2 protein-coding genes are annotated in these 1,427 nt (G+C 66.4%); one reads left to right on the forward strand and one right to left on the reverse strand.

Annotated elements, in window-relative coordinates:
- A partial coding sequence (locus NA10_RS37890) for a beta/alpha barrel domain-containing protein (RefSeq protein ID WP_507763264.1) occupies positions 1 to 715 on the forward strand: 715 nt, incomplete at its 5' end.
- 78 nt (positions 716 to 793) lie between these two features.
- Here the strand turns inward: NA10_RS37890 and NA10_RS37415 are convergent.
- Complete coding sequence (locus NA10_RS37415) at positions 794 to 1,297, reverse strand: hypothetical protein (RefSeq protein ID WP_157557020.1); 504 nt, start codon at positions 1,295 to 1,297, stop codon at positions 794 to 796.
- Positions 1,298 to 1,427 lie beyond the last annotated feature (130 nt).

A 1,427-nucleotide genomic window follows, 5' to 3' on the forward strand; every position in this document is an offset into this window, starting at 1 on the left:
GGGCGGAATCGGCACGCCCGATGCGGCGGCTGCGGCCTTCGCCCTGGGTGCGGCCTATATCGTGACCGGATCGGTGAACCAGTCCGCGGTGGAGGCCGATCAGTCCGAGGCCACCAAGAAACTTCTCGCCACCGCGCAATTCGCCGACTGCACCATGGCGCCCTCCTCGGATATGTTCGAACTCGGCGTACAGGTGCAGGTGCTGCGCCGGGGCACCATGTTCGCCGCCCGGGCGCAGCGGCTGTACGACCTGTACCGGGCCTACGACGGTATCGACGCCCTGCCCGTCGAGATTCGGAAGGATCTGGAGGACAAGCTTTTCCGTCGTCCGCTCGCCGAGATCTGGCGGGAGTGCGTCAGCTATTTCACCGAACGCGATCCGGCCCAGCTGGTTTCCGCCGAGGGCAACCCGAAAGCCGTGATGGCGCTGGTATTCCGGTGGTATCTGGGCCTGTCCTCCGGGTGGAGTATTCGCGGTGAGGCCGATCGACTGGCCGACTACCAGATCTGGTGCGGCCCGGCCATGGGCGGCTTCAACAACTGGGTGGCGGGCACCCACCTGGCCGCGCCCGGCAATCGCCGGGTGGCCGATATCGCGGACCAGTTGCTGACCGGCGCGGCCTACCTCACCCGGGTCGCGCACTTGCGCACGGCCGGTGTGCGACTGCCCGCCGAATGCTCGCGGTATGTGCCCCGTCCGACGGAGGAACCATGACGATCCTCAAACCGCCACGGCCGCAAGAATATCGCGGAAGGTGCGTCCCGGCCGCGCGGCGATGATCTACGTCAAACGCTATGAGCGTTCGGACCGGTCTGCCCCGAAGGCAATCACCACGGCATGCTGACCGCGCGCCAGCGCATCGATCCGCTGCCGGACCCGGATTCGGCACAGACCATCGAATGCGGCGAAACCCTTACCGGCCCGTTGGGATTCACCGATTAGAAGCCGTATCCGGAGCGCCTGGAGGCCGCCCGGCGCAAGACCGCTTTCACCGCGATGCTCGGCGCCGAGCCTGTCTTTCGCACCCAGGACTATGCGATGTACGCAATGGGCAAGGGTGGCGGGTTTGAAGCGGGGGACTTCCTGCATCCACCGCATGTACCGCTCGACCTCGGTCCGCGCGACCGCGAGCGGAGCCGGTTGCTGGTCGGTGCACCAGGAGAAGTACAGGCGCAGAGCGGATTTGGCGTGGATCCGCGAGACCGCGGAGAAGCGGGCGAGATAGGCAAGAGCGGCCAGCCGGAGTACGAGGTCGTCACCGGCGAAGGTGACATCGAGGTCGGGTGAGGGAGCCATCCTTCACGATGCCGCGACCTCGGCGAACCGCCAGCGCAGACGCGCGGGACGCAGCATGAGCGGATATCGGTGTCGGGCAAATTCTGTAGACTCCCTTCGGATTGCTGGATTGCCACGTCCGAGATCGAGC

It is taken from the genome of Nocardia acidivorans NBRC 108247 (assembly GCF_001625085.1).
GTDB classification, from domain to species: domain Bacteria; phylum Actinomycetota; class Actinomycetes; order Mycobacteriales; family Mycobacteriaceae; genus Nocardia; species Nocardia acidivorans.